The 22,302-nt window shown below is 59.6% G+C and carries 18 protein-coding genes and 3 pseudogenes; 14 read left to right on the forward strand and 7 right to left on the reverse strand.

Annotated features, from left to right (window positions below):
* Nucleotides 1–20: 20 nt before the first annotated feature.
* Entirely contained in the window at nucleotides 21–1,622 is a 1,602-nt protein-coding gene (locus tag SM130_RS14175; RefSeq protein WP_102825380.1) for an ATP-binding protein, read from the reverse strand.
* A gap of 11 nt (nucleotides 1,623–1,633) precedes the next feature.
* Entirely contained in the window at nucleotides 1,634–2,353 is a 720-nt protein-coding gene (locus tag SM130_RS14180) for a winged helix-turn-helix domain-containing protein (RefSeq protein WP_102825379.1), read from the reverse strand.
* A 709-nt stretch (nucleotides 2,354–3,062) separates the two neighbouring features.
* Between SM130_RS14180 and SM130_RS14185 the strand changes: the two genes are divergently transcribed.
* From SM130_RS14185 to SM130_RS14230, 10 genes and pseudogenes are all read left to right on the forward strand, one after another.
* Nucleotides 3,063–5,954 (forward strand): ribonucleoside-diphosphate reductase subunit alpha, encoded by a 2,892-nt coding sequence (locus SM130_RS14185; protein WP_102825378.1) that lies wholly within the window; start codon nucleotides 3,063–3,065, stop codon nucleotides 5,952–5,954.
* A gap of 489 nt (nucleotides 5,955–6,443) precedes the next feature.
* Entirely contained in the window at nucleotides 6,444–7,706 is a 1,263-nt protein-coding gene (locus SM130_RS14190) for a ribonucleotide-diphosphate reductase subunit beta (RefSeq protein ID WP_102825377.1), read from the forward strand.
* A 108-nt stretch (nucleotides 7,707–7,814) separates the two neighbouring features.
* Entirely contained in the window at nucleotides 7,815–8,537 is a 723-nt protein-coding gene (locus tag SM130_RS14195) for an adenylate/guanylate cyclase domain-containing protein (RefSeq protein ID WP_102825376.1), read from the forward strand.
* Nucleotides 8,512–9,099, forward strand: a complete 588-nt coding sequence (locus tag SM130_RS14200) for a hypothetical protein (protein WP_146029741.1) — start codon at nucleotides 8,512–8,514, stop codon at nucleotides 9,097–9,099. The genes SM130_RS14195 and SM130_RS14200 overlap by 26 nt, the downstream gene beginning before the upstream one ends.
* A gap of 137 nt (nucleotides 9,100–9,236) precedes the next feature.
* Nucleotides 9,237–9,539: a transposase gene (locus tag SM130_RS14205; protein ID WP_102825375.1), complete on the forward strand. Its 303-nt coding sequence runs from the start codon at nucleotides 9,237–9,239 to the stop codon at nucleotides 9,537–9,539.
* Complete coding sequence (locus tag SM130_RS14210) at nucleotides 9,536–10,399, forward strand: IS3 family transposase (RefSeq protein ID WP_102825374.1); 864 nt, start codon at nucleotides 9,536–9,538, stop codon at nucleotides 10,397–10,399. The genes SM130_RS14205 and SM130_RS14210 overlap by 4 nt, the downstream gene beginning before the upstream one ends.
* Nucleotides 10,400–10,688: 289 nt before the next feature.
* Nucleotides 10,689–10,832 (forward strand): annotated as a pseudogene (locus SM130_RS14215) (REP-associated tyrosine transposase); the annotation flags it as partial.
* Nucleotides 10,833–11,004: 172 nt separating this feature from the next.
* Nucleotides 11,005–11,679 carry a hypothetical protein gene (locus SM130_RS14220; protein WP_102825373.1) on the forward strand — a complete coding sequence of 225 codons (675 nt, stop codon included), beginning with the start codon at nucleotides 11,005–11,007 and terminating at the stop codon, nucleotides 11,677–11,679.
* 180 nt (nucleotides 11,680–11,859) lie between these two features.
* Nucleotides 11,860–12,381: pseudogene (locus tag SM130_RS14225) on the forward strand (REP-associated tyrosine transposase).
* A gap of 83 nt (nucleotides 12,382–12,464) precedes the next feature.
* Nucleotides 12,465–13,517 (forward strand): hypothetical protein, encoded by a 1,053-nt coding sequence (locus tag SM130_RS14230; RefSeq protein ID WP_102825372.1) that lies wholly within the window; start codon nucleotides 12,465–12,467, stop codon nucleotides 13,515–13,517.
* A 123-nt stretch (nucleotides 13,518–13,640) separates the two neighbouring features.
* Here the strand turns inward: SM130_RS14230 and SM130_RS14235 are convergent, their stop codons facing one another.
* Both SM130_RS14235 and gcvA read right to left on the reverse strand, forming a co-directional pair.
* The gene (locus SM130_RS14235; RefSeq protein WP_219725297.1) at nucleotides 13,641–13,964 is read right to left on the reverse strand and encodes a hypothetical protein; all 324 of its coding nucleotides are present in this window, start codon (nucleotides 13,962–13,964) and stop codon (nucleotides 13,641–13,643) included.
* A gap of 99 nt (nucleotides 13,965–14,063) precedes the next feature.
* Nucleotides 14,064–14,969 carry a transcriptional regulator GcvA gene (gcvA, locus tag SM130_RS14240; RefSeq protein ID WP_102825371.1) on the reverse strand — a complete coding sequence of 302 codons (906 nt, stop codon included), beginning with the start codon at nucleotides 14,967–14,969 and terminating at the stop codon, nucleotides 14,064–14,066.
* A gap of 117 nt (nucleotides 14,970–15,086) precedes the next feature.
* Between gcvA and SM130_RS14245 the strand changes: the two genes are divergently transcribed.
* Nucleotides 15,087–15,809 carry an FMN-dependent NADH-azoreductase gene (locus SM130_RS14245; RefSeq protein WP_102825370.1) on the forward strand — a complete coding sequence of 241 codons (723 nt, stop codon included), beginning with the start codon at nucleotides 15,087–15,089 and terminating at the stop codon, nucleotides 15,807–15,809.
* Nucleotides 15,810–15,906: 97 nt separating this feature from the next.
* Here the strand turns inward: SM130_RS14245 and katG are convergent, their stop codons facing one another.
* Nucleotides 15,907–18,138 carry a catalase/peroxidase HPI gene (gene katG, locus SM130_RS14250; RefSeq protein ID WP_102825369.1) on the reverse strand — a complete coding sequence of 744 codons (2,232 nt, stop codon included), beginning with the start codon at nucleotides 18,136–18,138 and terminating at the stop codon, nucleotides 15,907–15,909.
* 378 nt (nucleotides 18,139–18,516) lie between these two features.
* Here katG and SM130_RS14255 point away from each other — a divergent pair, with 378 nt between their 5' ends.
* Both SM130_RS14255 and SM130_RS14260 read left to right on the forward strand, forming a co-directional pair.
* Complete coding sequence (locus SM130_RS14255) at nucleotides 18,517–19,209, forward strand: GNAT family N-acetyltransferase (RefSeq protein WP_102825368.1); 693 nt, start codon at nucleotides 18,517–18,519, stop codon at nucleotides 19,207–19,209.
* Nucleotides 19,210–19,279: 70 nt separating this feature from the next.
* Nucleotides 19,280–19,483 (forward strand): annotated as a pseudogene (locus SM130_RS14260) (flavin reductase); the annotation flags it as partial.
* A gap of 184 nt (nucleotides 19,484–19,667) precedes the next feature.
* Here the strand turns inward: SM130_RS14260 and SM130_RS14265 are convergent.
* Nucleotides 19,668–20,153: a MarR family winged helix-turn-helix transcriptional regulator gene (locus SM130_RS14265; protein WP_181019259.1), complete on the reverse strand. Its 486-nt coding sequence runs from the start codon at nucleotides 20,151–20,153 to the stop codon at nucleotides 19,668–19,670.
* Nucleotides 20,154–20,293: 140 nt separating this feature from the next.
* Between SM130_RS14265 and SM130_RS14270 the strand changes: the two genes are divergently transcribed.
* A complete protein-coding gene (locus SM130_RS14270) occupies nucleotides 20,294–21,433 on the forward strand; it encodes an MFS transporter (RefSeq protein ID WP_102825435.1) in 1,140 nt (379 codons plus the stop codon).
* 96 nt (nucleotides 21,434–21,529) lie between these two features.
* On the opposite strand, the gene SM130_RS14275 is transcribed toward SM130_RS14270, so the two are convergent.
* Nucleotides 21,530–22,273, reverse strand: a complete 744-nt coding sequence (locus tag SM130_RS14275; protein WP_102825366.1) for a class I SAM-dependent DNA methyltransferase — start codon at nucleotides 22,271–22,273, stop codon at nucleotides 21,530–21,532.
* Between the last annotated feature and the right edge of the window lie 29 nt (nucleotides 22,274–22,302).

Raw genomic sequence — 22,302 nt, forward strand, 5'->3', positions numbered from 1 at the left:
CCCACCCTACGGTGTGGCGCTCAGTTCGAGTGCTGGCGCGGCCAAGCCAGGCTGAAGCGTGCGCCGCCCAGGTCGCTGTGCCCCAACTGCGAGCGGCCGCCGTGCCAATAGATGATTCGCCGCACGATGGACAGGCCCAGCCCGTGCCCACCGGAGGCGCGGGTGCGGCTGTCGTCCAGGCGCAGGAACGGGGTAAAGACCTTTTCCCAATCTGCTTCCGGCACACCAGGGCCGTCATCGTCCACGTCCAGCCGCACCATTTGCCCATCGATAGCGAAGCTGACGCGCACCCGGCTCTCGGCATGCCGCATGGCATTGTTGATCAGGTTGCTCAGGGCGCGACGCAGGTACTGCGGTTCAGCATCCGCCCAGGCACTGCCATCGGCTGCCACGATGCATTCTCCCCGAGCAACGCTGACGTCCGCGCGTAGCGGCGCCAATTCACCGATCACCTGATCGACCAGCGCCCCCATGTCGACCTGCTGGAAATGCAAGGTCGGCGAACCGCGCTCCAGCCGTGAATACACCAGCATCTCGTCGACCAGCGCATCGAGATCGTCGATGTCGCCGTCCATGCCTTGCAGGTATTTGCGGCGCGCCTCGTCGGTCTGCGCCTCGGCGGTCATTTCCAGGCCGAAACGCAGGCGCGCTACCGGCGTGCGCAGTTCATGGGCGACGGCACTGACCATCTCGCGCTGTACTGCCAGCAAGCGTTGCAGGTGCCTGGCCATGCCATTGAAGGCCGTAGCCAGGCGCCCGACCGAATCGGTGCCGACGTCAGGCACGCGGGTTTCCAGATTGCCCGCGGCGATACGGGTCGCGGCGCTTTCCAGCGCGCTCAATCGCTGTTCCAGCTGACGCACCAGCAGATACACCGTCAGGCCGATCAGCGACAGGCCAAGCAGGCCGATCAGCAGCAGCAACTGCGGCGGATAGGGATTCATCTGATACAGCGGGCCGAGCTGCATGATCCAGCCGGTGCCGGCAATCGCTGCAAACACGCGAATGGCGTCACCGCCTCGCGCCAGTGCCATCACTGTGTCGCCCTCGTCCAGTCGCCGCCGCTGGTCGTCGTCGAGGTTGGCGCTGTCGCGCGTCAGCAGCTCCAGGTCGAAGCCAAAACCGCGCGCCTGTTTCAGCTCGGCAAGCCGCTGCGGCTGCTCGGCTTCGGGATAACGAATCAGTTCGTCGATCAATAGATAAATGGTGGCACGCGCCAGCTGTTCGCTCAGCTGCTCGACTTCCCCGGTAAGCACCAGCCGATCCCGCGCACTGACCAGGCTGAACACCGTGGTGCTCTGCGGACGAATCTGCTCGACCAGCACCTGCCCACGCAGCAAGCGCGCCTCCAGACGGCCTTCCAAGCGCACGTCGTCCAATGTGCGTACCCGCAGCGGAATGCCCAGCAGCCGCCCCCAGAGGTTCGCTGCCTGGCGCCGCTCGATGGGCGTCATGCTGCTCATGTTGTGCGCCATCAGGCGGAAGGTGCCGCTGGCCAGGCGTTCGCGATGGTCGTCCGCGCGAAACTGGTTGAGCAGGTGCAGACCGCCAGCGCCGAGCAGCGCCACCAGCACCAGCACCCCCAGCATGCCGCCATAGATGCGCAGGAAGATCGAATTCATGGGCGGCGGCGCTACACCATCGCCACGGCAGCTTCGGAAACGAACAGATAGCCCTTGCCGCGCACCGTCTTGATCAGCCGAGGGTGATCGGGGTCATCGCCGATCTTCGGGCGGATACGCGAAATGCGCACATCGATGGAGCGGTCCTGGCCGTCGTACTCGATGCCGCGCAGCTCGGCGAAGATTTCTTCGCGGGAAAGGATGCGGCCCGGGTTGGAGGTCAGTAGCCAGAGCAAATCGAACTCGGCACCGGTCAGCTCGATCTGCTGTCCGCGCAGCCAGGCTTCGCGCAACGCGCTGTCGATCACCAGTGGGCCGAATTGCAGCCGCTTGGCGTTGCCAGGCGCTTCGGGCGTATCGCGACGACGCAGCAAGGCACGGATACGCGCCAGCAGCAGACGCGGGCGAACCGGCTTGCAGACATAGTCGTCCGCACCGGTTTCCAGCCCCAGAACCTGATCCAGATCGTCGGCGCGCGCAGTGAGCATAAGGATCGGGCCATCGTAGCGGTCACGCACCCGCCGGCAGATGGACAGCCCATCCTCGCCGGGCAGCATCAGGTCGAGCACTACCAGATCCGGCCGCTCCTCGACGATACGCTCGACAGCACAGGCGCCGTCCGACTCGATCGACACCTCGAAGCCGCCATCGCCCTGCAGGTATTCCTGCGTCAGCTCAGCCAGCCGTCGATCGTCCTCGACAATGAGAATCCGCCACGTCTCTTGCTCCATCCCCCGCCCCCTGTCGAACCGTCCGACCACAAACGAACAAGCGCGCATTGTACCCAACGCCTGGGCCCGAACGATGCACAAAAAGCGGGCAGCAGCAAACACAAGATGTAGTGTCCGTGCACACGATAAAAATATGCCCGACGGCGCGTATTTCGTCGGCCCTCAGCCGAGCGCCGGAACCATGCGGGCTGCGGCCGGGCGCCGCACTTTCACCCACAAACCGCACACACCTTATCCACAGGTTATCCCAGCCGAGCGCCTTGCATTGGCCCTGAGCCAGCATTATCTTGTCGCCCCTGCGCACCGTAGCCCCTAGATGTTGGGCCTACACACGCTAAGCAACACAATCGACACCTATCGAAGGGGCCAGCGTACAGCGCACCTCTCACCGCTCTGCAACACCGGCGGCAGCCTCGGGTCAAGCATAAATGCAAGCATTCGACAGTCGTCTACGTGACTCCAAGCCCGTACCCAGCAGCTGTGCTCGGAGCTACAACAAAACACAACATATTGTGTTGACAGTTTTTTCAGCCTGACTATCCTTCCGGCATCGACTTAGCTCGATAGCGGCCGAGTCAGGGCTATTCCTTGCGACACCGTCATGTCCTGCGATGCGGGGCACGGCTCATGCAACAACAGACGCCCGGGCGCGACCACGCCCGCGCAGACAGAATCAGAACGCGATTAAAAAATAGAATCCGGAGCCCCCATGCAGAACCAATCCACTCGCGAGAACCCGCTGTCAGCCGATGCACCGGATCTGGCGGCTACCGCCCCGGGCCAGCTGCGCGTGATCAAGCGCAACGGCACTGTCGTCGCCTACACCGACGACAAGATCACCGTCGCCATCACCAAGGCGTTTCTCGCAGTGGAAGGCGGTAACGCTGCCGCTTCTTCGCGCATTCACGACACCGTCGCGCGCCTGACCGAGCAGGTCAGCGCCACCTTCCGTCGTCGCATGCCTTCCGGTGGCACCATCCATATCGAAGAAATCCAGGACCAGGTCGAACTGGCCCTGATGCGTGCCGGCGAGCAGAAAGTCGCCCGTGACTACGTGATCTATCGCGAATCACGTAGCCAGGAGCGCAAGCGTGGCGCAGTCGACGCGCCGGTCGAAGCCCACCCAAGCATCCGCATCAAGCGTGCCGACGGCAGCCTGGCGCCGCTGGACCTGGGTCGCCTGAACACCATCATCACCGAAGCCTGTGAAGGCCTCGAAGAAGTTGATGGTGCACTGATTCAGAAAGAAACCCTGAAGAACCTCTACGACGGCGTTGAGCAGACCGACGTCAACACCGCCCTGGTGATGACTGCCCGCACCCTGGTCGAGCGTGAGCCGAACTACTCCTACGTTACCGCTCGCCTGCTGATGGACACCCTGCGCGCCGAGGCCCTGACCTTCCTCGAAGTCGCCGAATCTGCCACCCACCACGAGATGGCTGACCTGTATGCCAAAGCGCTGCCGGCCTATGTGGAAAAAGGCGTGCAGTTCGAACTGCTCGACCCGCGCCTGAAGGAATACGACCTGGCCAAGCTGGGCGCCGCGATCAACCACGAGCAGGATCAGCAGTTCACCTACCTCGGCCTGCAGACCCTCTACGACCGCTACTTCATCCACAAGGACAACGTCCGCTTCGAGCTGCCGCAGATCTTCTTCATGCGCGTCGCCATGGGCCTGGCCATCGAAGAAGAAAACCGCGAAGCCCGCGCCATTGAGTTCTACAACCTGCTGTCGTCCTTCGACTACATGGCCTCTACGCCGACGCTGTTCAACGCCGGCACCCTGCGTCCGCAGCTGTCCTCGTGCTACCTGACCACCGTGCCGGACGATCTGGGCGGCATCTACGACGCCATCCGCGATAACGCCCTGCTCTCCAAGTTCGCCGGCGGTCTGGGCAATGACTGGACCCCGGTGCGCGCACTCGGTGCCTACATCAAGGGCACCAACGGCAAATCCCAGGGCGTCGTGCCCTTCCTGAAAGTGGTCAACGACACCGCCGTGGCGGTCAACCAGGGCGGCAAGCGCAAGGGCGCGGTCTGCGCCTACCTGGAAACCTGGCACCTGGACATCGAGGAATTCCTCGAGCTGCGCAAGAACACCGGTGACGACCGTCGCCGCACCCACGACATGAACACCGCCAACTGGATTCCGGACCTGTTCATGAAGCGCGTCTTCGACGACGGCAAGTGGACCCTGTTCTCGCCGAGCGAAACACCCGATCTGCACGACCTCACCGGCAAGGCCTTCGAAGAGCGCTACGAGTATTACGAAGCCCTGATCGAATACGGCAAGATCAAGAACTACAAGAGCCTGCAGGCCAAAGACCTGTGGCGCAAGATGCTCTCCATGCTGTTCGAAACCGGCCACCCATGGCTGACCTTCAAGGACCCGTGCAACCTGCGCAGCCCGCAGCAGCACGTCGGCGTGGTGCACAGCTCCAACCTCTGCACCGAGATCACGCTGAACACCAACAAGGACGAGATCGCCGTCTGCAACCTGGGCTCGATCAACCTGCCGCGCCACATCGTCGACGGCAAGCTGGACACCGCCAAGCTGGAGCGCACCGTGCGCACCGCCGTGCGCATGCTCGATAACGTCATCGACATCAACTACTACTCGGTGCCGCAGGCCAAGAACTCCAACCTCAAGCACCGCCCAGTGGGCCTCGGCATCATGGGCTTCCAGGACGCGCTGTACCTGCAGCACATCCCGTACGGATCCGATGCCGCCATCGACTTCGCCGACAAGTCCATGGAAGCGGTCAGCTACTACGCTATCCAGGCCTCCTGTGACCTGGCCGACGAGCGCGGCGCCTACGAAACCTTCCAGGGTTCGTTGTGGAGCCAGGGCGTGCTGCCGCTGGATTCGCAGCAGATCCTCATCGAAGCGCGTGGCCAGAAGTACATCGACGTCGACCTGACCGAGTCCCTGGACTGGGCGCCGGTCCGTGCCCGCGTCAAGAACGGCATCCGTAACTCGAACATCATGGCCATCGCACCGACCGCGACCATCGCCAACATCACCGGCGTGTCGCAGTCCATCGAGCCGACCTACCAGAACCTGTACGTGAAATCGAACCTCTCGGGCGAATTCACCGTGATCAATCCCTACCTGGTGCGCGATCTCAAGGCGCGCGGCCTGTGGGATGCGGTCATGATCAACGACCTCAAGTACTACGACGGTTCCGTGCAGCAGATCGAGCGCATCCCGCAGGAATTGAAAGACCTCTACGCAACCGCCTTCGAAGTGGAAACCAAGTGGATCGTCGACGCCGCCAGCCGCCGCCAAAAGTGGATCGACCAGGCCCAGTCGCTGAACCTCTACATCGCCGGCGCTTCGGGCAAGAAGCTGGACGTGACCTACCGCATGGCTTGGTACCGTGGCCTGAAAACCACCTACTACCTCCGTGCCCTAGCCGCGACCAGCACCGAGAAGTCCACCGTCAACACCGGCAAGCTCAACGCGGTATCCAACGGTAATGGCGACGGCTTCAGCGCGGCCCCGGTAAAGGCCGCGCCAGCCCCGGAAATGTCCGCAGGTCCGGCACCGGTACCAAAGGCGTGTGCCATTGATGAACCGGATTGCGAAGCCTGCCAGTAAGTAGTGCGAAAGTCGCGGTCCCAGAGCGGACCGCGCGTTGTTGTCGGGCAGGCCGGCCCCCATCACGTACATGCGTACGCTCAGGGGCTCCGACCCGCCAGGCGCCTAGCGCTACCTCGCTCTGGAAACCGCTCACACCGAGCTGCTACTGAAAAGCGCTGCTCTTTTCTAGGAGCGAGGGGGAGGCCTAGTCGGGGACGCCTTGTTATTGCTCGCGATCCACTACTCGCCAACACCCAATCTGAGTTAACGCATAACCCGAGGCGCGCCTCAAACCAGTCCCCTCGCTCCTCCGGGGAGAGGGCTAGGGTGAGGGGCCGCTCCACCAGACAACACAAAAGGCCGGCCCAAAACCCCGACCTAATACAGAACCAAGGGCGCAGGGCACCACCCTCCCCTAAACCAAACATCCGCTTTTGCGTGCAAACCAAAAGCAACCCATACATACCGACCGGCCAAGCCCCGGTCCCCGATCAGGAGCTATCGCACATGCTGAGCTGGGACGAATTCAACGAAGAAGAAACCACCACCGCACAGGGCGTCGCCACGCCGGCCGCCCCCAAAACAACTGCGGCCAGCAACGAAACACCGGCCAAGCTCGACCAGGACGCCGCAGGCTCCGTCGAAGAAGCCCGCGCCGTTGCCGCCAGTGACTCCGATGCCATCGCCCGCGCCAAGCGTGCGCTGGACGAGCTAGACGTTCAGGAAGGCCTCCACGACCTGGAAGGCGAATCGGCCCGCGTTCGCGTCGATGAAAAGCGCATGATCAACGCCCGCGCCGACCTCAACCAGCTCGTACCCTTCAAGTACGACTGGGCCTGGCAGAAGTATCTGGATGGTTGCGCCAACCACTGGATGCCCCAGGAAGTGAACATGAACGCCGACATTGCCTTGTGGAAGAGCAAGGACGGCCTCAGCGAAGACGAGCGTCGCATCGTCAAGCGCAACCTCGGCTTCTTCTCCACCGCCGACAGCCTGGTCGCCAACAACCTCGTGCTGGCCACCTACCGCCTGATCACCAACCCCGAGTGCCGCCAGTACATCCTGCGGCAGGCCTTCGAAGAGGCGATCCACACCCACGCCTACCAGTACTGCATCGAATCGCTGGGCATGGATGAAGGCGAGATCTTCAACATGTACCACGAGATCCCGAGCGTCGCGAAAAAGGCCAGCTGGGGGCTCAAGTACACCCGCTCCATCTCCGACCCGACCTTCCAGACCGGCACCCCGGATACCGACAAGCAGTTCCTGCGCAACCTCATCGCCTACTACTGTGTACTCGAAGGCATCTTCTTCTACTGCGGCTTCACCCAGATCCTCTCCATGGGCCGCCGCAACAAGATGACCGGCACCGCCGAGCAGTTCCAGTACATCCTGCGCGACGAGTCCATGCACCTGAACTTCGGCATCGACATGATCAACCAGATCAAGATCGAGAACCCGCATCTGTGGGACGCCGAGATGAAGGACGAAGCGACCCAGATGATCCTCCAGGGCACCCAACTGGAAATCGAATACGCCCGCGACACCATGCCCCGTGGCGTGCTCGGCATGAACGCCGCGATGATGGAGGACTACCTCAAGTTCATCGCCAACCGTCGTCTGACGCAGATCGGGCTGAAGGAAGAGTATCCAGGTACTACCAACCCGTTCCCGTGGATGAGCGAGATCATGGATTTGAAGAAGGAGAAGAACTTCTTCGAGACGCGGGTTATTGAGTATCAGACTGGTGGGGCTTTGAGCTGGGATTGATTCAAAATGACCTTTAAACGCTAATCAGCCGGAAGCACCATGCATTGCGAAGCGAGAAGCCCCATTGGGGCTTCTTGTCCTTCGCTAATGGTAAATGGACGTGAGCAAATGGAAGCCAAATATAGCCCCTACGATTATGCAAAAAGCAGAGAGCGCATAGACGAAATCCTGAACAGCTCAGACTCCGAATACAAAGACAGCAAATCAATACCTTCTAGAGACAAGCTTACGTTCGATAACGGCTATTATGTTGACTGCTCAGCAATCTTCGTAGACATGCGAGGCTCAAAGGATCTCAACGCCAAGCACAAGCGACCTACCCTTGCAAAGATCTACAAAACGTACATTTCAGAATTAGTCGCGGTAATTAGAAGCCATTCGTCCATAAGCGAAATATCCATCGAAGGGGACTGCGTCTGGGGTATCGCAGATACTCCTTTAAAGTCTGATATCGACGAACTATTTTCGGTGGCTGCGACGGCCGCCTCCCTCATAGACACGCTGAACATAAAATATAAAAAGAAAGGCTATTCAACATTAAATGTCGGCATCGGCCTTTCTTATGGGAGCTCGTTATTCATCAAGGCCGGACACAAAGGCAGCGGCATAAATGAAGCCGTCTGGCTAGGAAAACTTGTTGGTGAAGCAGCCGAGTTGTGCTCATACGGCAACCGCAGTTGGTCTGATGCGGAGGTTATGATTTCGAGTGGCTTTCAAAGCAATCTCAACGAGCACAACAAGGGCCTCCTGTCGTGGAGCCACCAAAGAAACTGCTATCACGGAAACATCGTGGACAGCACGATGAATGAGTGGGTCAAGAAAAATGGTTAGCACTTCTGATTTTCTGAAGGAGGCAATCCTCGACACCCAAAACACCATTCGTGCCATTGACACTAAGCTTGGCGCTTTTCTTGCTGCTCTAGTCCTTCCGTTCTCCTTACTTGGGCGAGCCTGGGCCCATATATCTTCGATATGTACCATTGACCCTCCTTGGATAGGAATTCTACTTTCGATTTTGTTTTTTTCATTATGGATTCTTGCGATAGCATGTATAACCCTAGGATTGGCAGCCATAGGCAACCCCGCAAGACATATAAAATCCGGCACAGCCGGAGAAAGTCAATTCTATGCTGGCGGACTCTTCAGCCTGCAAATTGCTGACGCTTTTTTAAATAGAAAATCCGTAATCAGCAAAGTTTCGCTGGAAGAATACCTATCCAGCCTACCCTCAACAAAAGAGGAAATTGAAAAGCAACTAGCTTTTGAAAAACTAAAAACAGCATACATCAGGGATATAAAAATATATAGACTACAAGCAGGTTACAGGATAGCCATATGCTGGGTTGCAACGGGCGCATCCATATTTCTTATCTCTAAATTTGCTACATCTTAAGCGAGGTAGCTTGGAATAACGCGTGAAGAAGGCTCTGCCGTTATCCACCCTAGGCTCGAAAAAGCGGACAGATTGAACTGACCCTGATTTTACGGACACCTCGAATGTGACTATACCGTCAGAGAGGAAGGTGTCCCATGACCGACAAACGTACGTATCAACGCTACAACCCAGAGTTCAAGCGAGAGGCTGTACGCCAGCTCACCGACACGGATAAGTCCTGTACACAGCTTGCGCGCGAGCTCGGCATCCGTGTCAACCAGCTCTACAAGTGGAAGCAGCAGATTGATCAGAGCCAGGCCGATGCCTTTCCAGGGTCTGGCCGCCAGGCAGAAGCTGATGGTGAAGTTGCCCAGCTGAAACGCGAGCTGGAGCGGTTGCGCGAAGAGAACGAAATCCTAAAAAAGGCGGCTGCGTACTTTGCCAAGAGCCTCGTGTGAAGTACGCCTTCGTCCGTGATCATGCAGCGCAATATCCGATCCGCAGGCTTTGTCGAACGGTTGGAGCTTCGCCAAGTGGATACTATGCCTGGCTTAACAGAGCCGAGTCTCGACGTTCAAAAGCAAACCGCACATTGCTTGCCCAGATCGAGACCGCTCATTTCGATAGCCGTCAAACGTATGGCCCTATCCGGATTCATCGGGAGCTGCACAGCCAAGGCAGCACCGCAGGCCTGAACCGTATAGCCCGTTTGAAGCGGGTGGCGGGCCTCAGAACGAGGCAGGCTTTGGTATGGCAGCAGGCTGGTCGTGGAAGGACCTTTGAGCACATCGTTGAGCACCGGCTACTGAGACGCTTCTACGCGGATCGACCAAATGAGCGCTGGGTGGCGGACATCACATTCATCCCAACAGCCCAAGGATGGCTTTACTTGTCGGTGATTATGGATCTCTACTCTCGGCTGATCGTAGGCTGGGCGATGGATAAAAAACCCAGTCAGGAATTGGCAACGTTAGCGCTCGAAATGAGCTTGGGCAGGCGTGCCAAACCGATTGGATTGTTGCTACACACCGACCAAGGAGTGCAGTACAGAACTGCTCGCTACCAGGCGTTGCTAGCTCAAAACAATATCCAACCGAGCATGAGCCGTAAGGGCAACTGCCATGACAACGCAGCGATGGAGAGCTTCTTCCATACCCTGAAAACCGAGCATGTACGTCACCACAAGTACCGGACCTTCGACGAAGCCCGGCAAAGCCTATTCGACTACATTGAGGTTTTTTACAACCGGCAGCGACGGCATTCATACCTGGCGTACATGACGCCGTTTGAGTATGAGCGCCTACACGCTGTCTCTTAGGCCGGTGTCCGTGAAACCGGGGCTAGTTCAGATTTATTTTTGATCTGCCGACTCACTGCTCGGTATCCCCCGCCACACTTTCCTCGGTCCCCCCGAAAGATTTCGCCTTCACGGCGAGCGAGTAGCCTGGAAGTGACGCGTGGAAAAGGCTTCGCCGTTTTCCACCCTACGCTCCGGCAACGTCGATGCGTCGGCGGTGTGGGCGGTTGAGATGGCGTAGGGTGGATAACGCTTTGCTTATCCACCGATACGGAACTCCCGCCAACACAACGCTCAAGGATGAGCTGCCATGTCCCGCTACCGCCGCGCCCGTGTGCCGGGCGCCACATACTTCTTCACCGTCAATCTGCTCAACCGTCGCAGCGACCTGCTGGTCCGTCACGTCGACCTGCTCCGCGAGACGGTGCGCGCCACACGCTCACGCTCCCCTTTCACTTGCATTGCGATCCCTCCACCGCCTCCAGAAATCTGCACTATCGCCGATACGATTTGGCATAGCGCGATGTGGCGCCCTCTGTGCCAATCAAAAACCGCTTATCGAAACTTGCAGACTCAACGATACATACGGCATCAACAGCGCATACAAACCAGACTCAAGGACAACGATGTTCACCGAAATAAAAATCGAGCTCAGCAAGTTTGACTGGAGCGGCGTATCCGGCCTGTCCGACGTGGTAATGGTGCTGCTCACATTGGTCCTGCTTGCAGGGTTGAAGCAGGGCGCAAAGAACATTCGCGAGTCGTCAATCTCCCGAGATGCTGACATTCTCCGCTGGGCAATGTCGGAAATGGACACGCTAAAACCGCAGATAAGGCTACTCACCGACGCCCACAAACGGCATAACTACTGCGGGCTGCCGCACGACCCAGAGACAAACCCGAACGGCTGGACCAGCCAGGAGCTCGATGCAGCGCAGGTCGTTGGGGTCAACCTTCAACGCATTGGCTACATGGCGCTTCACAATCTGGTTTCCCGAAACCACTTCATGAATATCTGGGGCCCGATGTATCTCGCCTGCTGGTATGCGTTGGAGCCGTGGGTCAAACACAAGCGCAAGGCCCTAAACGAGCCAGTCGAAATCAAGGATGGTGCGTATAGCAGAATCTACTTCGAGCAGTATGCGCACTATTGTGAGACCCATCTTCCGCGCCGCCTGGTTGATAACGAACGTCAGCGTTTTGGCCTTCAACCTTTGCAGGAGAGCAAGCTAACCTTCCGGCAACGACTCCTAGAAAGAATAGGCAAAAACGAAGTGCTGGATGTGCGGCGCGATAGATGACACGTCAGCGAGGTTGCGTGGGAGTGACTCGTGGAAAAGGCTCTACCGTTTTCCACCCTACGCTCCGGCAACGTCGATGCGTCGGCGGTGTGGGCGGTTGAGATGTCGTAGGGTGGATAACGCTTTGCTTATCCACCGATACGGACCTCCCGCCAACACAACGCTCAAGGATGAGGCGCCATGTCCCGCTGCCGCCGCGCCCATGTGCCGGGCGCCACGTATTTCTTTACGGTCAATCTGCTCAACCGGCGCAGCGACCTGCTGGTCCGCCATATCGATCTGCTCCGCGATACGGTGCGTGCCACACGCTCACGCCATTCCTTCTACATCGACGCCTGGGTCGTTCTGCCCGACCACATGCATTGCGTCTGGACGCTACCGGACGGTGACGCTGACTTCGCCCTGCGCTGGAAGGTCATCAAATTCGCTTTCGCCCGACGCTTGCCTAAGACCGAAGTACTGACAGCAACTCAGCGCTCCCGCGGCGAGCGTGGAATCTGGCAACGGCGCTAATGGGAACACCTCATTCAGGATGAACGGGATTACCGGCATCACGTCGACTACGTGCATCGAAATCCGTTAAAGCACGGTTTGGTGGAGCGTGTCGTCGACTGGCCATATTCGAGTTTTCATCGAGCGGCCGGAGCTGGGATCTACCCGCTTAATTGGTGCGGTGAAGAGCTGACTCTTTCTCTGCCTTAAATAATGGACCATGCGACGCATGTTGCAGTGCTTCGCTTGCTCCCGTAGCGTGGCCGTCCCGACTCGGCTTCAAGGATGACGTGATGCAACCGAAATGGATCGACCAGCCAGCGTCGTCAGATGAAGACGTGTTTGACCACTTGCTCGCATCATCCAGTGCGGTTCTCAGCCGGCATATATCAATCATTCTGAAGGCCGGACCGCCACTATTCGGCTTCGCGATATTCATTTTCTATTTTTACCGTCACCAGTTCTATCCGAGCTTTGATCTGTTCCAATTCTCATCGCTATTAATCGCTGCGGCCGCTATTGGATTTACGATTATTGGCTTACTGGTTGTTGCCCTGTTCAGCCCTGGCATATGGATCTACCACCAGTTTCTCCAGCACAAGCAGGTCAAAGGTGATCTCAAGTACTCACTGCCATATCTGGAGGAGCGTCGAGGTTGGTGGGTACTAAAACTAGGAAGCCTAGTCTTCGGGCTGCCATTTATAGCCTGCACGTTAAGCCTGATTGCGGTGGTAATCCTGGCGCCGACACTATTCCCGTTATCAGTCATTCTGGTCCCGATTGCGGTGACGCTTTTGTTCGGTGTGATCATCCAGATCGTCTTTGAACTGAAACCGTTAAGCTTCCTTCGGTACATGTGGGCAGCCGACGTTGGGGTAATGATTGCAGGCCTTCTGACGACCTTTACGCTCGGCCAATCTGGTCCAATCATCGAGGGTTTTCAGATCGGAGCATGGAAATGGGCAATCTACGTAGCTGTGGTTCTAATAGTTCCGCTCATAGCAGCTTTGTGCTCGTTCGTTTTTATTGCAGGCTGGAATTCCGCTCTGCATTTCTCTATTTTTTTCGCATTGCTAATCGCTCTTTACAGTGGGCTACTCACCAATCTGCCAGACAAGACGATACATACATTAGGGCTGGGTAATTTTCGAGCCGAATCGATTGTCTTCGAGACTAGCTACTGCGACGAGCCGGTGAAGAACCTGTCCTTGGATGCCACCTGTGCAATGAATGACATCCACATCACATGGTCCCTTGGCGAAACACTGATACTGCGACTTGACGACGGGCGCGTTGTACAAATTCCGTTCAGGTTCATTCGGGCAATAATCAACCCTGCTAAGTAACGCATTGGCTGACGACATAGTCCGCAAGCCACGCGTGGAAAAGGCTTCGCCGTTTCACACCCTACCTGCTACGATAAGGCGCTGACGCAAACTTGGCCGGGCGGGACGCCAAGCGGCATCAGATTACTCAAGCTTTCCTAAGCCGAAATTCAGCGCAACCAAGAACAACACCATATACACAAGAATAAATGAGGTACCCAACATAGCAGCTGCTACCTTACTTACGCCTTCTTGCTCAAGTTCTTTGATCGCGACGATCACCGAAAGGACCATGTAGCCTAACGCCCAAAGAGCCAAAACAACAATAAGGAAAGACACCACCAAATAACTGGCATCTTTATTGCTCAGCCCTTTACTAAGTAACCCTGCCGCCACCAGCATTGCAACTGGAGTAACTAATCTTTTAACAGCGCCGTCAATGACCTCTAGCAATTTTTTGATTTTCATAGAAATTTCCATTTATTTACAAAGAACGAGAGCGGTGAGAAATCAAGACGATGGATAGATTAGCCTTATGCACTGCTGGGACTTATAAATATGTAAATATTAACGCACCACCTCACACAGCCCACCCGGCACTGCCATCACCCACTCCCTCACCGCCCGAACCGTCGGATCATCCCGACGGCTCTCCGGGTATACGAGGTGAAACGGCTTGCCCTCCATCTCCGGCCCGAACGGCTGCACCAGTCGCCCTTCCGTCAGTTCATCCTCGATCAGCTGCCGGCTCATCAGCGCCACGCCCTGCGCGCCGATGGCGGCCGAGATGGCGTGGGTCTCGTCGGAGAAGACCAGCCCGGCGCTGACGTCCAGCTCTGGCACGTTGGCGAGTTTTTGCCAGGAAGCCCAATGGATTGGCGCGGAGGCGGCGCGCTGGGCCTGGAAGTGAATCAGCGAATGCTTGGGTAATTCAGCTATATCCCGCAAGCCGAGGTGCGGGCTGCAGACCGGGACGAAGGTGTTGTCGAACAGCTTCTCCGCCACCAAGCCCGGCCAGCGGCCGTCGCCGTAGCGGATGGCGATGTCCGCCGTGACGCCATCCAGCGCGACTGGCTCATGGGAGGTGTGAAAGCGCAGGTCGATATCCGGATGGGAATCGCGCAGTAGGCAGACCCAGGGCACCAGCCAGCGCACCGCGATGGCCGGTGTGGTGCTGAGGGTAATCGCCTGGCGGCAGGGCTTCGCGCTGAGGCGTTCGACCGCCCCGCTGATGTTGTCGAACGCGGCTTCCAGCGTCTGTTGCAGCTCCCGCCCCTGGTCGGTCAGTTCCAGTTTCCGAGGTTTGCGCAGGAACAGCGCCACGCCGAGGGATTCCTCCAGCGAACGAATCTGGTGGCTGATCGCTGTGGCGGTGACGGACAACTCCTCGGCGGCCTGCTTGGCACTCTCATGCCGGGCGGCGGCTTCGAAGGCCCGTAGCGCAGAAAGCGAAGGTAACCAGCGGTGCGCCATGGCTGAGTTTCTCTCATCTGTAATTGGAAGAAATGGTCGTTTGTCGCTTACAGAGCCTAGCCCTAGGCTGGATTTACTGCGAACGACAGATGAATTCAATCACAGAGGAGATTCACCATGACGCACCTTCTGTACCTCGATGCCAGCGCCCGCCCTGGTCTTGCCGGCAAGGACGAGCACGGTTCCCACAGCCGTCACCTCACCCACCGCTTCGTCAGCCAGTGGGCGGCCGGCCGCGCGCAGGACAGCATCGTCTACCGGGATATAGGCCAGAACCCGCCCTCCTTTATCAGCCATGACTGGATCGCCTCCAGCTTTACGCCGGAAGAGCGCCGTGAGCCGTGGATGCGGGACACGCTGGTGGAAAGCGACCAGCTGGTCGATGAGCTGATCGCCGCCGATGTATTGGTCATCGGTACGCCGCTCTACAACTTCGGCATGCCCGCGGCGCTCAAGGCCTGGATTGACCAGATCGTTCGCCCAGGCCGGACGGTTGAGGTCGACGAAAGCAAGCTGCCTGACCCGTACGTACCGTTGCTGGCAGACCGGCCACGGCATGCGGTCATTCTCACTGCGAGGGGCGGTATCGGCTTTGGTCCCGGTGGAGAGATGGCGCACATGAATCACCTGGAGCCGAACCTGGTGACGGCACTCAATTTCATCGGGATCACCCGTATCCACCAGATCGCCATTGAAGGCCAGGAAACCGGTGGCGAGGTATTGGCTGCTTCTGTGGCGCAGGCTTTACGTCAGGTGGATGCGTTGGTCGCAGAGCTGCAGGCAGGACTTGAGGGCGCTCATGTGGGTCGGGTCGAGCAGAGGCAGGCAGAGGCAGTTTAGTGGTGTTGTCGGCCAGAACGACGGGTGGAAAAGGCGTTGCCGTTTTCACCCTACGGTCTGGTTGGTCAGCGGCGCCCGAAGGCGCCGCCGCACTGCTTTACGCCGATAGCTTCTGGCTGAAGTTGTCAGCGGGCTTGCCGATATCGAGTCGGTCCACGTTCATCACCTTGTCCCAGGCTTTGACGAAGTCCTGCACGAACTTCTCGTTGCCGTCGGCCATGCCGTACACCTCGGCCTGGGCACGCAGCTCCGACTGCGCGCCGAAGATGAGGTCCACACGGGTGGCGGTCCAGGTGGACTGGCGGGTTTTGCGGTCGAGGCCCTGGAAGCGGTTCTTGTGCTCGGTGGCGACCCACTCGTTTTGCATGCTCAGCAAGTTGATGAAGAAGTCATTCGAAAGCGTGCCCACGCGATTGGTGAAGACGCCCTCCTGACCGCCATCGGCGTTGGTGCCAAGCACGCGCATGCCGCCGACCAGTACGGTCATTTCCGGTGCGCTCAGGCGCAGCAAGTGGGCCTTATCGACCAGCGCTTCCTCGGGCGCCATAAAGTGGGACTCGTGGTAGTAGTTGCGGAAACCATCGGCGACCGGTCGCAGCGCTTCGAACGAGGGGCCGTCGGTCCACTCTTCAAGCGCATCCATCCGCCCTGGCGTGAAAGGCACGGTGATGGTCACGCCACCGTCCTGCGCCGCTTTCTCGATGGCGGCGCAGCCGGCGAGCACGATCAAGTCGGCCATGGAGACCTTCTTGCCACCGGTGGCCGAAGCATTGAACTCGGTTTGGATGTTGGTCAGTTTTTGCAGCACGCGGGCCAACAGGGCCGGGTTATTTGTTTCCCAATCCTTTTGCGGCGCGAAGCGGATACGTGCGCCGTTGGCCCCGCCGCGCTTGTCCGAGCCGCGATAGGTCGACGCCGAGCCCCAGGCCACCGACACCAGTTCGGAGACGGAGAAGCCCATGCCCAGCAGCTTCTGCTTCAGCGCGGCGATGTCCGCTTCATCAATTACCGGGTGGTCGCGCTCGGGGATCGGATCCTGCCATATCTGCGTTTCCTTCGGCACCAGCGGCCCCAGGTAGCGGGCAATCGGGCCCATGTCGCGGTGGGTGAGCTTGAACCACGTCTTGGCGAAGGCATCGGCGAACTCGTCCGGGTTCTCGAGGAAGTGGCGGGAGATCTTTTCGTAGATCGGGTCGAAACGCAGCGCCAGGTCAGAGGTGAGCATGGTCGGCTTGCGTTTTTTGTTGGGGTCGAACGGGTCTGGAATGATTTCCGGTGCGTCCTTGGCTTCCCACTGATGCGCGCCGGCCGGGCTCTTGGTCAGCTCCCACTCGAAGTTGAACAGGTTTTCGAAGAAGTAATTCGACCACTGCGTCGGGGTCTGGCTCCAGATGACTTCCAGACCGGACGTGATGGCATCGGCTCCGACTCCCGTCTGGAATCGGCTGCGCCAACCCAGGCCCTGATCTTCGATCACTGCGCCTTCCGGGTCTGGCCCCATCAGCGAGGGGTCGCCTGCGCCGTGGGTTTTGCCGAAGGTGTGGCCGCCGGCGATCAGCGCTACGGTTTCATAGTCGTTCATCGCCATGCGGGCGAAGGTTTCGCGGATGTCGATGGCCGACGCTTTGGGGTCGGGATTGCCGTTGGGGCCTTCCGGGTTCACGTAGATCAACCCCATCTGCACGGCGCCCAGCCCCGGATGCAATTGCCGCTCGCCGCTGTAGCGCTCATCGCCCAGCCAGGTGCCCTCGGGACCCCAGAACAGTTCTTCCGGCTCCCAGGTATCCGCTCGGCCGCCGGCGAAACCGAAGGTCTTGAAGCCCATGGACTCCAGCGCCACGTTGCCCGTGAGCACGTAGAGGTCCGCCCACGACAGTTTGCGTCCGTATTTCTGTTTGATCGGCCAGAGCAGGCGCCGCGCCTTGTCCAGCGAGGCGTTGTCCGGCCAGCTGTTGAGCGGTGCGAAACGCTGCTGACCGCCACCAGCGCCGCCGCGGCCATCGGTGATGCGGTAGGTTCCGGCGCTGTGCCAGGCCAGACGAATGAACAGTCCGCCGTAATGGCCAAAATCGGCTGGCCACCAGTCTTGGGAGTCGGTCATCACTTGGTGAAGGTCGGCGATCACCGCGTCGAGGTCGAGTGACTTGAATGCAGCGGCATAGTCGAAATCGCCGCCGTATGGATTGGATCGGGGTGAGTGCTGGTTAAGCGATGTGAGGCTCAGCGCTTCAGGCCACCAGTCCCGATTGCTCGGGCGTTTGCGGGGCGCGCCAGCGCCATGACCGAATGGGCAACCACCGCCCGCTTTTTCGCCAGTCTCTTCGTTCATGTTCTTCTGCTCCTCACGGTTATCTATGGCGCAGTCGGGCGCCGCTTCACTCAACCTAGCACCGACGCCCTGACTGAACAAAAGCCATACCTCCGCTGTTTTTCAGTCCTGACACCGTCGATTGAGACCTTGAACGCAGCAGGCACGGGGCCTGGCCCGAGCTGAAGGAGTGCGGATAGAGCCGATATCGTATTTCGCTATCGGGTCGATAGAGGGTGGCTTGGGAGCGGGGATGCACGGCGCTTGTGTGGGATGAATGAGCGTCTCGAGCAGGCACAGGATGCGCGCCAATCCGGACGCTGAGCAGTGTCTAACCGAACGCCATGATGCTTCCGTCGGTACAATGCCGCCCTTAATGCCCATGCCGGAGCCCAACCCATGTTCACCCTCGCCCACCTGGACACCCCGCCGCCGGAATCGCTGAAAAGCCAGGTGTTACAGATGGTGGTGGACTATCTCGGCGACATCAGCCCGGTCTCGCTGCAGCCCAGCAACCCGCTGTATCAGCTGTATCAGTACGTGGTGGGTTTCGAGGTACACCGCTATCTGGACAGCATGGACGGCGCGCAGGCCGGCAAGCCGGAGCTGATCATGGCGCTGGATGCTGACGACCCGGCGGTGCTGCTCGGCTTCGCGCTGTACCTGCCCTTTGTGGATGATCCCGAAGCCTGCACGCTGGTCTATCTGGCGGTGGACGCCGGCCATCGCCGCCAGGGCATCGGCCGAGCCATGGTCGAGGCGATGGTGACGCGCTATTCCCATGCCGAGGTGGCATGCGTGGCCGGCAAGGTGCCGTACTTCAATGCTCTGGGCTTTCAGGCATTGGCAGCACGTGGCCCGCAGGTGGTGATGAATACGCGAAACGAGGCTTCAAATGGCGCGGTGGCGGTGCAGGATCTGGAGCCGATCTTCCAGTCCAAGGAAGTCCGGCAGATCTACAGCTACCTGGTGCAGCAGAACGGCCGCAAGGCCATGAGCGAGGCGGAGAAACGACGCGACCGTCTGCTCGATCAATTGGCGCGCCAGGCGCAGGACGTGGTGCAGAACTCGACTGCGCGACGGTTGCATTAACCAACCAGGAGTGGCGTGGATCAGGTGTTGCCAAGCCGCTCGTTCCACACCCCAGGCTCCGCCCCCTTCCATGGCCGAGCGCTTCACCGGGCCGCGCGCGACCGGCACACCGCTGCTCGACGGAGCGACGGTCTCGTTCGACTGCCGCATCAGCCACAGCGCCAGCGTTGGCACCCACGACATCCTCTATTGCAAAGTCGTCGCCGTGTACCGCCGCCGCGGTAGCACTGATGCGCCGGCGTACTTCGGCCGCAACGTCACGGGCTTTCAATAATGGGCTGACGCGATGGCGGCCCTGATCGGACGGGCCTCAACGCTGCCGCCAGTGATGGCCGCGGTGGGCTGAAGCCCACCCTACGAACGCAAGCGACAGAGGACGCCCTGTGAGTGCTTTCCAACGCACCGAACTCGTTTCAACAGAGCTGATCACGTCGACGCAGTTCAGGCAAAACGGCGCCCTAGCGCCCCGCCAGCCACTTGCCCAATAGCTGGTCGAGTTGTTCCTGTTCGTCACGGCTGAGCGTGGCGAGCGCTCTTTTCTCGTTTTCGACGTGGGCGGTCATCAAGCCTTCAATCAGGGTGAAGCCGGCTTCAGTCAGTGCGACCAAGGTGCTACGGCGGTCTTCCGGGTTCGGCTTGCGCTCGATCAACCCGGCACGCTCGAGGCGGTCGAGCCGGTTGGTCATGCCGCCTGACGAAATCATCGCCGCCTCATAGAGCGCGGTCGGGCTCAAGGCATGTGGCGCGCCGGCGCGGCGCAAGGTCGCGAGCACGTCGAACTCGCCGAAGTGCAAACGATGCTCATCAAAGAATGGTTGCAGCACGTCCCGGTTGAGCACCTGCGCCGCCTCGCCCAGCCGACCAATCACGCGCATGGGCAAGGTGTCCAGGTCCGGCCGCTGCTGTTGCCATTGTTCAACGGCGAGTTGAGCTCTATCGATCACGGATACCTCATCTATTTATCTTGATGTTAAGATACTTACCGAAAAGACACATCTGATGTTCATTTGGAGAATTCATGCTTTCCGTTCGATCCCCCGCTTCGCCTTCGCTACTGCGGGGCGGCGAAGCACTACTGGCAGTCATGCTTGTCCTGCTGGTAGGCCTGAACCTGCGGCCTATCCTAGCGGCCATTGGGCCATTACTCGATGAAATCCAGGCAGCAACCGGCCTGGGCAGTGCCGGTGCGGGAGCGCTCACCACCTTACCGATAGCCGCCATGGGATTCTGTGCGCTGGGCGGAGCCATGTTGCAAGCGCACCTGGGCGAACGCCGTGGCGTCGCGCTCGGGCTCGCGCTGGTTGCGCTGGCCAGTGCCTTGCGCTGGGGCACGCCAAGCGGCGTAGGGCTGATCTTCACCGCTGCACTGGGCGGCGTTGGCATTGCCCTGGTGCAGGCGCTGATACCCGCCTACATCCATCGCCGCCATCCACAACGTACCAGTGCACTGATGGGGCTCTATACCACCGGCATCATGGGTGGTGCAGCGCTCGCCGCCGCCAGTGCCGCACCCTTGGCAGAGCGGTTCGGTTGGGCGAGCGGCTTGGCGTTGTGGGCCATACCGGCCCTGCTGACCTTGCTGATTTGGTGGAACCTGGCGCGCCCGCCAGTCGCCACGGGCCGAACCTCCTCCCGCCCATTGCCGTTGAAATCCCCACACGCCTGGCGGCTGTTGCTGTTCTTCGGCATTGGTACAGCTGCCTACACCCTGGTGTTGGCCTGGCTGCCGCCCTATTACACGGGGCTCGGCTGGAGCGCCGCGGACAGCGGCCTGCTGTTGGGCGGCATCAGCCTTGCCGAGGTGTGCGCGGGGTTGCTGCTCTCCGCGCTGATCGGACGGATCCGGCAGCGGCGGCCGCTGGTGCTGGGTGTGCTGGCCGTTGTGCTGGCTGGGCTGCTGTGTCTGGCACTGGCGCCGCTGGCATTGGCAATCCCGACGGCGATATTGCTGGGCGTGGGAATCGGCGCGTTGTTTCCGCTCTCGTTGATCCTGGCCATGGACCATGCACGGGACTCGGCCGACGCCGGCTCGTTGCTAGGCTTCGTTCAGGGCGGCGGCTACCTGATTGCCAGCCTGGCGCCACTCGGCGCGGGCCTGTTGCGTGACCGATTGGCAAGCCTTGCAGATGCCTGGCTGCTGATGGCCGCTGGCATCGTTCTGTTGATGGGCCTGGCGTTTCGGCTAACTGCTCCGCCGCCAGTGCAAACGCAACCGGGGGCGTAACGCAGCTGTAGCCGCCGACTGATCAGGCCAGTGCGAGCGCCATCCACCGATGCAGTAGGACCAATATCGCGAGCGCCCGTGCGACGTAATCGTCCGTTAGATCTTCACGCAGGCAAATATTGCGTTCCCGGATGCCTGGTCCCAGGGGATGAGCTTGTCGTAGTCATGCTCCAGCACATGCACCTCGAAGTACGGCGCCAGCAGCTCGCTCAGCTCGGTAAAGCTCACCGCCACCATCGCGTGTTCGTCGTGCCAGACCTGGCTTTGATCAGCGGCGGTTTTTTCGATTCGCAGCTTCAACAACTGCCGCTCGCCTTCACCCGGGTAGTGCCAACCGGAGCTGAAGGTGAACAGGTCGTCCGTATGCCTGGCGGTATGCGAGACGAATGACGTGTTGTCGATGCGGCGCTTGTCCACCGCGTTGAAGCAGAACACCCCGCCCGCAGCCAACGCCTCATGCACACTGGCGATGCACGCCTTCAGCCTTGCCAGCCCGCAGCTGTAATGGATGGAGTAAAGGAAGCAGGTGATCAGATCGGCCGGCTGCTCGACCGCAAAGCCACACATGTCCTGCAGGGAAAACTGCGCTTCCGGGCAGCGCACCGCCGCTCTGTCCAGCATTGGCTGGTTGATGTCGAGCCCGCCGCTGGTATAGCCGGCATCGATGAAATGGCGGACGTGCGGGCCAGTGCCGCAGGCGAGGTCCAGATGCCTCGTACCGCCATTGCCGAACAACTGCTGCAACCGATGAACACAGTGACTTTGCGCCCGGTAGTCGATGTCCGCACACATGAGGTCGTAGTAACCCGACAAGTCGGTATAGAGAGCATCGCCGGGCATGATGACCTGATATGCGAGGGATCGAAGGG

The sequence above is a fragment of the Stutzerimonas stutzeri genome, from assembly GCF_038561965.1.
GTDB lineage: Bacteria > Pseudomonadota > Gammaproteobacteria > Pseudomonadales > Pseudomonadaceae > Stutzerimonas > Stutzerimonas stutzeri_AA.

Excerpts from the sequence above, each read along its gene's own strand:
- SM130_RS14175 (WP_102825380.1), bottom strand. The coding sequence starts at position 1,622 with ATGAATTCGATCTTCCTGCGCATCTATGGCGGCATGCTGGGGGTGCTG.
- SM130_RS14180 (WP_102825379.1), bottom strand. The coding sequence starts at position 2,353 with ATGGAGCAAGAGACGTGGCGGATTCTCATTGTCGAGGACGATCGACGG.
- SM130_RS14185 (WP_102825378.1), top strand. The coding sequence starts at position 3,063 with ATGCAGAACCAATCCACTCGCGAGAACCCGCTGTCAGCCGATGCACCG.
- SM130_RS14190 (WP_102825377.1), top strand. The coding sequence starts at position 6,444 with ATGCTGAGCTGGGACGAATTCAACGAAGAAGAAACCACCACCGCACAG.
- SM130_RS14195 (WP_102825376.1), top strand. The coding sequence starts at position 7,815 with ATGGAAGCCAAATATAGCCCCTACGATTATGCAAAAAGCAGAGAGCGC.
- SM130_RS14200 (WP_146029741.1), top strand. The coding sequence starts at position 8,512 with ATGAGTGGGTCAAGAAAAATGGTTAGCACTTCTGATTTTCTGAAGGAG.
- SM130_RS14205 (WP_102825375.1), top strand. The coding sequence starts at position 9,237 with ATGACCGACAAACGTACGTATCAACGCTACAACCCAGAGTTCAAGCGA.
- SM130_RS14220 (WP_102825373.1), top strand. The coding sequence starts at position 11,005 with ATGTTCACCGAAATAAAAATCGAGCTCAGCAAGTTTGACTGGAGCGGC.
- SM130_RS14230 (WP_102825372.1), top strand. The coding sequence starts at position 12,465 with ATGCAACCGAAATGGATCGACCAGCCAGCGTCGTCAGATGAAGACGTG.
- SM130_RS14235 (WP_219725297.1), bottom strand. The coding sequence starts at position 13,964 with ATGAAAATCAAAAAATTGCTAGAGGTCATTGACGGCGCTGTTAAAAGA.
- gcvA (WP_102825371.1), bottom strand. The coding sequence starts at position 14,969 with ATGGCGCACCGCTGGTTACCTTCGCTTTCTGCGCTACGGGCCTTCGAA.
- SM130_RS14245 (WP_102825370.1), top strand. The coding sequence starts at position 15,087 with ATGACGCACCTTCTGTACCTCGATGCCAGCGCCCGCCCTGGTCTTGCC.
- katG (WP_102825369.1), bottom strand. The coding sequence starts at position 18,138 with ATGAACGAAGAGACTGGCGAAAAAGCGGGCGGTGGTTGCCCATTCGGT.
- SM130_RS14255 (WP_102825368.1), top strand. The coding sequence starts at position 18,517 with ATGTTCACCCTCGCCCACCTGGACACCCCGCCGCCGGAATCGCTGAAA.
- SM130_RS14270 (WP_102825435.1), top strand. The coding sequence starts at position 20,294 with ATGCTTGTCCTGCTGGTAGGCCTGAACCTGCGGCCTATCCTAGCGGCC.
- SM130_RS14275 (WP_102825366.1), bottom strand. The coding sequence starts at position 22,273 with ATGCCCGGCGATGCTCTCTATACCGACTTGTCGGGTTACTACGACCTC.